At 64.7% G+C, this 6,537-nt stretch carries 6 protein-coding genes; all 6 read right to left on the bottom strand.

Going from position 1 to position 6,537, the window contains the following annotated elements; translation table 11 throughout:
- Positions 1-24: 24 nt before the first annotated feature.
- Genes pepN through ACO6VM_RS23090 form a run of 6 tightly spaced genes read right to left on the bottom strand, consistent with a single transcriptional unit; the run spans position 25 to position 6,532 of the window.
- Positions 25-2,682, bottom strand: a complete 2,658-nt coding sequence (pepN, locus tag ACO6VM_RS23115) for an aminopeptidase N (protein WP_422403864.1) — start codon at positions 2,680-2,682, stop codon at positions 25-27.
- Between the two features lie 12 nt (positions 2,683-2,694).
- The gene (locus ACO6VM_RS23110) at positions 2,695-3,525 is read right to left on the bottom strand and encodes a DUF2797 domain-containing protein (protein WP_110995860.1); all 831 of its coding nucleotides are present in this window, start codon (positions 3,523-3,525) and stop codon (positions 2,695-2,697) included.
- A complete protein-coding gene (locus ACO6VM_RS23105) occupies positions 3,522-3,782 on the bottom strand; it encodes a YeaC family protein (protein WP_110995859.1) in 261 nt (86 codons plus the stop codon). The genes ACO6VM_RS23110 and ACO6VM_RS23105 overlap by 4 nt, the downstream gene beginning before the upstream one ends.
- 13 nt (positions 3,783-3,795) lie before the next feature.
- Positions 3,796-4,674 (bottom strand): rhomboid family intramembrane serine protease, encoded by an 879-nt coding sequence (locus ACO6VM_RS23100; RefSeq protein WP_322359291.1) that lies wholly within the window; start codon positions 4,672-4,674, stop codon positions 3,796-3,798.
- Positions 4,671-5,642, bottom strand: a complete 972-nt coding sequence (locus ACO6VM_RS23095; RefSeq protein ID WP_125463276.1) for a metallophosphoesterase — start codon at positions 5,640-5,642, stop codon at positions 4,671-4,673. Before ACO6VM_RS23095 ends, ACO6VM_RS23100 begins: the two co-directional genes overlap by 4 nt.
- A complete protein-coding gene (locus tag ACO6VM_RS23090) occupies positions 5,642-6,532 on the bottom strand; it encodes an NAD(+) kinase (protein WP_110995856.1) in 891 nt (296 codons plus the stop codon). Before ACO6VM_RS23090 ends, ACO6VM_RS23095 begins: the two co-directional genes overlap by 1 nt.
- Between the last annotated feature and the right edge of the window lie 5 nt (positions 6,533-6,537).

The following is a 6,537-nucleotide window of genomic DNA, read 5'->3' as shown; positions in this document are numbered from 1 at the left end:
CCCCCCGATAGAGCAGAACCAGGATTACGCCAGGCTCTTGCTCACCACCTCATACACATCACTGGACAGCGCGCCCGAAGCCAGAATCCGCTCCAGCTCACCCTTCATCAACGCCTGACGTTTATCGTCATACTTGCGCCAGCGGGTCAGCGGCGCCAATTGGCGCGAAGCGATCTGCGGGTTCAGTGCATTGAGTTCGATCACCAGGTCCGCCAGGAAGCGATAGCCCGAACCGTCAGCGGCATGGAAGTTGACCAGGTTCTGCCCGGCGAAAGCACCGACCAGTGCCCGCACCTTGTTCGGGTTCTTCAGGGTGAAGGCCGGGTGCTGCATCAGCGCCTTGACCCGCGCCAGCCCGCCCGGCAAGGCACTTGCCGCCTGCACGCTGAACCACTGGTCCATGACCAGCGGGTTGTCCTTGAAGTGCTCGGCGAAGGTTTCCAGGGCCTTGGCCCGCTCAGCCTCGAACGGCGAGTTGACCAGCACTGCCAGGGCGGTGAGGCGCTCGGTCATGTTGTCGCACTGTTCGAACTGCTCCAGGGTCGCTTCCACAACCTGCGGCTTGCCGCTCAACATCAGGTACGACAACGCAATGTTCTGCAGGCTGCGGCGCGCGAAGTGCTCGGCAGAGGCGACGTAAGGGGTCTTGCGCGACACTTCGCGGTTGGCCTGGTAACGGGCCCACAGGGCGTCGAACAACTGCGCGGCGATCTGCTGGCGGGCAAACTCGCGGGCAGCGTGGATGGCGTCCACATCGGCCACCTGGCTGATCTCGGTGAGGTAGGCCTCGCCCGGCAGCGAGAGCATCTCGGCGACCATGGCAGGGTCCAGCGACTCATTGCCGACCACAGTGCCCAGCGCGCTGATCAAGCGCTGATCAAGCGTGAGCGCTTCGCCACGCTGGTGCTGGCCGATCAGTTCCTGCAGCACCTGTACCGCCAACTGCTGCCCCGCTTCCCAGCGGTTGAAGCCGTCGCTGTCGTGCTGCATGAGGAACATCAGCTGGTCGCGGTCGTAGGGGAAGCTCAGCTTGACCGGGGCGCTGAAGCCACGCAGCAACGAGGGCAGCGGCTGGCTGGCGATACCTTCGAAGGTGAAGGTCTGCTCGGCTTCGGTCACCGACAGCACGCGGCTGGTGCCGCTGGCGGCGCTTTCGCCGGCCAGGCGCAGCGGCAGGTCATTGCCTTCGGCGTCCAGCAGGCCCAGTGCCACCGGGATCACGAACGGCAACTTCTCGACCTTGTCCGGGGTCGGCGGGCAGCTCTGGCGGAAGGTCAGGCTGTAGCGCTGCGCAGCGGCATCGTAAGCCTCGCTGACTTCCAGGCGCGGGGTGCCGGCCTGGCTGTACCAGCGCTTGAACTGGCTCAGGTCGACGCCGTTGGCGTCTTCCATGGCCTTGATGAAGTCGTCGGTGGTCACCGCCTGGCCGTCATGGCGCTCGAAATACAGGTCGCTGCCTTTGCGGAAGCCCTCGGCCCCCAGCAGGGTGTGGACCATGCCGACCACCTCGGCGCCCTTCTCGTACACCGTCAGGGTGTAGAAGTTGGAGATCTCGATGAAGCTGTCCGGGCGGATCGGGTGGGCCATGGGGCCGGCGTCTTCGGCGAACTGATGGGTGCGCAGGTAGGCGACGTCCTCGATGCGCTTGACCGTGCGCGAGTTCATGTCGGCGCTGAACTCGGCATCACGGTACACCGTGAAGCCTTCCTTGAGCGACAGCTGGAACCAGTCGCGGCAGGTCACGCGGTTGCCCGACCAGTTGTGGAAGTACTCGTGGGCGACCACGCCTTCGACGCGCTGGTGGGCGGCGTCGGTGGCGGTCTCGGCACGGGCCAGCACACAGCTGGAGTTGAAGATGTTCAGGCCCTTGTTTTCCATGGCGCCCATGTTGAAGTCGTTGACCGCGACGATCATGAAGATGTCCAGGTCGTATTCACGGCCGTAGACCTCTTCGTCCCAGCGCATGGACTTCTTCAGGCTGACCATGGCGTGGTCGCACTTGTCGAGGTTCTCTTCCTCGACATAGATACGCAGGGTCACGTCACGGCCGGACTGACGGGTGAATTCACTCTCGACACACCACAAGTCACCCGCCACCAGGGCGAACAGGTACGCCGGCTTCTTGAACGGGTCTTCCCAGGTGGCCCAGTGGCGGCCGTCTTCGGCCGGTCCGCTGCCGACCGGGTTGCCGTTGGACAGCAGCACCGGGTAGCGATGCTGCTCGGCGATCACCGTGGTGGTGAAGACGCTCATCACGTCCGGGCGGTCGAGGTAGTAGGTGATCTTGCGGAAGCCCTCGGCCTCGCACTGGGTGCAGAACATCTTGCCGGACTTGTACAGGCCTTCCAGCGCGGTGTTGCTTTCCGGGTGGATCTTCACGCTGGTGTCGAGGGTGAAGCGCTCGGTTTTCGGCTGCAGGGTCAGGCTGCTGTCGTCGACTTGGTAGTCGCCCGCTTGCAGTTCCTGGTCATCCAGCGAGGCGCGCAGCAACTCCAGCTGCTGGCCGTCGAGCACCAGTGGCGGCAAGCCCGCGCCACGCGCGGGGTTGCGGTGCATGACCAGTTGCGCGTGCACCAGCGTGTGGTCCTCGAACAGCTCGAAGGTCAGGTGCGTCTCGTCGATCAGGTACTCGGGGGCCTGATAGTCCTTGAGGTAGATCACTTGCGGTTGTTCGGTACGCATGGTGACGATCCTTTACTGGAGCACGGCCAGTTGATAGGCCGTGTACTTGCGAATGTTGATCACGCCGGTGTCGAAGATCAGGTACTGGCCCTTGATGCCCAGCAGCGTGCCTTCCACGACCGGGTCCTTGTCGAGGTTGAAGCTGACGATCTTTTTCGGGTAAGCCTCGACCGGGTAGCGCATCTGCACCACCTCGGCGTCGGGCAGCGGCTGGATGGCCTGCAGGCCAAAGCGCTCCTGCAGCCCACGGATACCGTCGGCGCAGGCGTCGAAAATCTGTTCGCGGATGGCCACCAGGTCGAGCACCTCGGCATCGCCCTTGAGCAATGCACGCCAGTTGGTGCGGTCCGGCACCTGGCTGCGCAGGATATCTTCGACCAGCCCGGACTGTTGCCGGGTGGCCACGCGCATGATCGGCAGCGCCTGGCTGGCGCCCTGGTCGAGCCAGCGGGTGGGCAGCTGGGTGGCACGGGTGATGCCGACCTTGATGCCCGACGAGTTGGCCAGGTACACCACGTGGTCGGTCATGCAGAACTGCTCGCCCCACGACGGCTCACGGCAGGTGCCGGCGTCGTAGTGGCAGCGTTCCGGGGCCATGATGCACACGTCGCACTGAGCCAGCTTGGTCATGCAGGGGTAGCAGTAACCCTGGCTGAAGCTGGTCTTGGTGCGCTTGCCGCAGTGGGTGCAGTGGATGGCGCCGAGGTACTCCAGGCGGATCGACTGACCGATCAGCGGGTTCACCGGCACCTGGGTGTCGTCCAGGCGGAAACTGTATTGAACGACCGGTGCTTCCAGACGCACCGCCATCTTGCTCAAAGAGCCACGAGCGAGTTCGATCAATGTACCGAGTCCGACTTGAACAGGATGTTGGCGATCGGCGCGGACTTCGATGCGCACTCTTGCGGGCCCATGTAGCCGGTGCGCTGGTCTTCGGGCAGGTTCTGGATTTCCCAGGCGATCACGGCCTGCAGCGACAGTTCTTTCTGCTCGGCGGTGAGCTTGCGGCCATCGGACCATTTGCCGATTTCGACGGCCGTTTTCAGGCTTTCGTAGATCTCGGGGGTGATGTTTTCGATCATTTGCGCGAACGTGGACATGGTGTCTCCTCAGTCAGGCGGACAGTTTACGCCGGGCGAGCCATCCACCCAAGAGGCCGGTCAGGCAACCGATGAGCAACCCGCCGACATGGGCGGCATTGGCGATCTGGCCGAAGCCGAGCTGGCCGACCACACCGCTCAGGCACACCAGCAGCCAGATCAGCATCATCGCCAGCACGCCCCGGGGCAGGCTGAACTGCGGGTTGGGCGCCAGCTTCTGGTACAGCCAGACATGCCCGAGCAAGCCGTACAGCACGCCGGACAAGCCACCGAACAGGCTCGGCCCGCTGGTGAAGTGCTGGGCCAGGTTGGACACCAGGCTGAACAACAGGGTCAAAGACAGCAGCATCCACGGGCCCTGGCGCAGTTCGATGCGTTTACCCAGCTCCCAGTACCACATCCCGTTCATCGCCAGGTGCAGTACGCCGAAGTGCAGCAGCATGGGCGATACCAGGCGCCACCACTGGCCTTCGCCGAGTGCCTGCAGCAGCGGGGTGAAATACAGGTATTCGCCCTGCACCTGGAACGGCAGGAAGGTGAACCAGGCGATGGTGGTCAGGTTGTCGCCCAGGCCGGTCAGGCCGGCGACCACCAGGCACAGGAACAGCACGCTGGCGGTGACCTTGCAGGCGATGGCCTGTTCTTTCAAGGAGGGCGCAGGCGCAGGCAAGCTGCCTTGCGCAGGCTCCGGGATGGCTTGCAGGTCGGCATTGCCGTCGGGGTAGCGCGTGTACAGCTCGCGAACATCCTCGGCAATGGCCGGCGGCACCCACAGCACCTGCTCCCCGCCCTCCTCGACCACCCGGTGCGGCACCTGCAGGCGCCGCAGCAGGGCGACGAAACCGCTGAGGTCGACCGCCAGCGGCAGGCGCAGCACTTCGATCACGTTCATTGATTGGCCTGTGGGCGTTCGACGTCGACCCAGACGAACTTGTGCGGGTCGATGCGGGTTTCGTCATCCAGCCGGTACGCGGCCAGCTTGCCGTACAGCACGGCACTGTAGTCCAGGCAGGCCAGGTTGCCGCGGATCGGCGCCGGGCGGCCGCTGCGCCAGTAGTGGCCAACGAACAGCAGCGGTTCATCCTCGGTGTAGCGCAACAGGGCGTTCTTCTGGTGATGGCTGAGCGGCGCACGCGCCACCTCATCGGGCAACGCGTCGGGCTGGAAGACGATATCGCCGTAGGTCTGCGGGTCCTCTTCCCAGAACTTGGTGCGGAAGAAGGCGCGGGTCAGGCCATCGCCGCCAGTCAGCGTCAGGCCGTCCGGCAGGCGCATGTCGGTGCCGCGCAGCAGGCGATTGCACACGGTAGCGGCGAAGCTGCCGGACACTGCCGAGGCCTGCACGAAGTGCTCGTCGATGCAGCCGTTGGGGTACTGCTTACGCAGCGGTTCGATCAACTGCGGGTCCCAGCAGGCGTGCACCAGGCGGAAACGCCCGGCGTCGACGAACAGCGGCAGCTCGTAGAACCACTGGATGAAGTCATGCCAGTCGCCGGGGTGCTGGGCGAACTGGGTGAGGGTTTCGTCGATCAGCCGGGCATGCCGTGGCGTGTGCTCGCGCACGTAGGCCTTGCCACTGCCCGGCAGGGCCGGCGTGACCCAGCCCAGGGCGTTGTATTCGTGGTTGCCCATGATGCAGAAGGCCTGGCCGGCCTCGACCATGTCGTGGACGATGTGCAGCGCTTCGCGAATGCGCGGGCCGCGGTCGACGATATCGCCGAGGAACAGCGCCTGGCGCCGTGGGTGCCGCCAGACACCGCCGATGCGTTTGTAACCGAGGGCGTCGAGCAGGCGCTCGAGGGTGAGCGCACAACCGTGCACGTCACCGATGATGTCGAAACTGCGCGCCGGATCGAGCATCAGTCGTCCCTGCCCCCCAGGCGGCTGCCCCAGCCAAGCTTGGTGCGGCAGACCTCGTAGTAGTTGTGGTCGAGCGGATGGATCAGGCGCAGCTTCTGCGGCTTCTTGCTCACCGTGATGGTGTCGCCGGGGGCGCAGGTGAAGTGGTTCTGGCCATCACAGGAGACCTGCGGGTAGATCTGCAGGTCGTTGGACACCACGATCTTCAGCTCGCTGTTGCCATCCACCACGATCGGCCGGCCCGACAGCGTGTGCGGGTACATCGGCACGATGACGATGGCGTCGAGCTTGGGGTGCATGATCGGCCCGCCGGCGGACAGCGCATAGGCCGTGGAACCGGTGGGGGTGGCGACGATTAGGCCGTCGGCCTTCTGGCTGCAGACGAACTGGCCGTCGATGTAGATCTCGAACTCGATCATCCGCGTCGATTTGCCCGGGTGCAGCACCACGTCGTTGAGCGCATCGCCCTGGCCGATGGCCTCGTGGTGGCGGCGTACCTCGGCCTGCAGCAGGAAGCGGTTCTCTACCAGGTAGTGGCCGTCGAGCACTTCGGCGACTTTCTGCTCCAGCTCATCTGGGCGGATATCGGTGAGGAAACCCAGGTTGCCGCGGTTGATGCCCAGCACCGGGATGTTGTGCCGGGCCAGGGCGCGGGCGGCACCAAGCAGGCTGCCGTCGCCACCGACCACGATGACCAGGTCGCACACCTCGCCCAGCAGCTTGCGGGTGGAGGTTTGCAGGCCGTGGCCGGGCAGCACTTCGGCGATGGTGTCCTCGAGGATCACGTGCAGGTGGCGCTCGAGGAGGAATTTTTTCAGTCGGCGAATGGTGTCGAGCACCTGGGAGCTGCCAAGGCGTCCGATGATACCGATATTGCGAAATTGCTCCATGGTGC

The sequence above is a fragment of the Pseudomonas sp. GZD-209 genome (assembly GCF_049310485.1).
GTDB classification, from domain to species: Bacteria; Pseudomonadota; Gammaproteobacteria; order Pseudomonadales; family Pseudomonadaceae; genus Aquipseudomonas; species Aquipseudomonas sichuanensis.
This window is presented reverse-complemented; position numbering and strand designations above follow the sequence as displayed.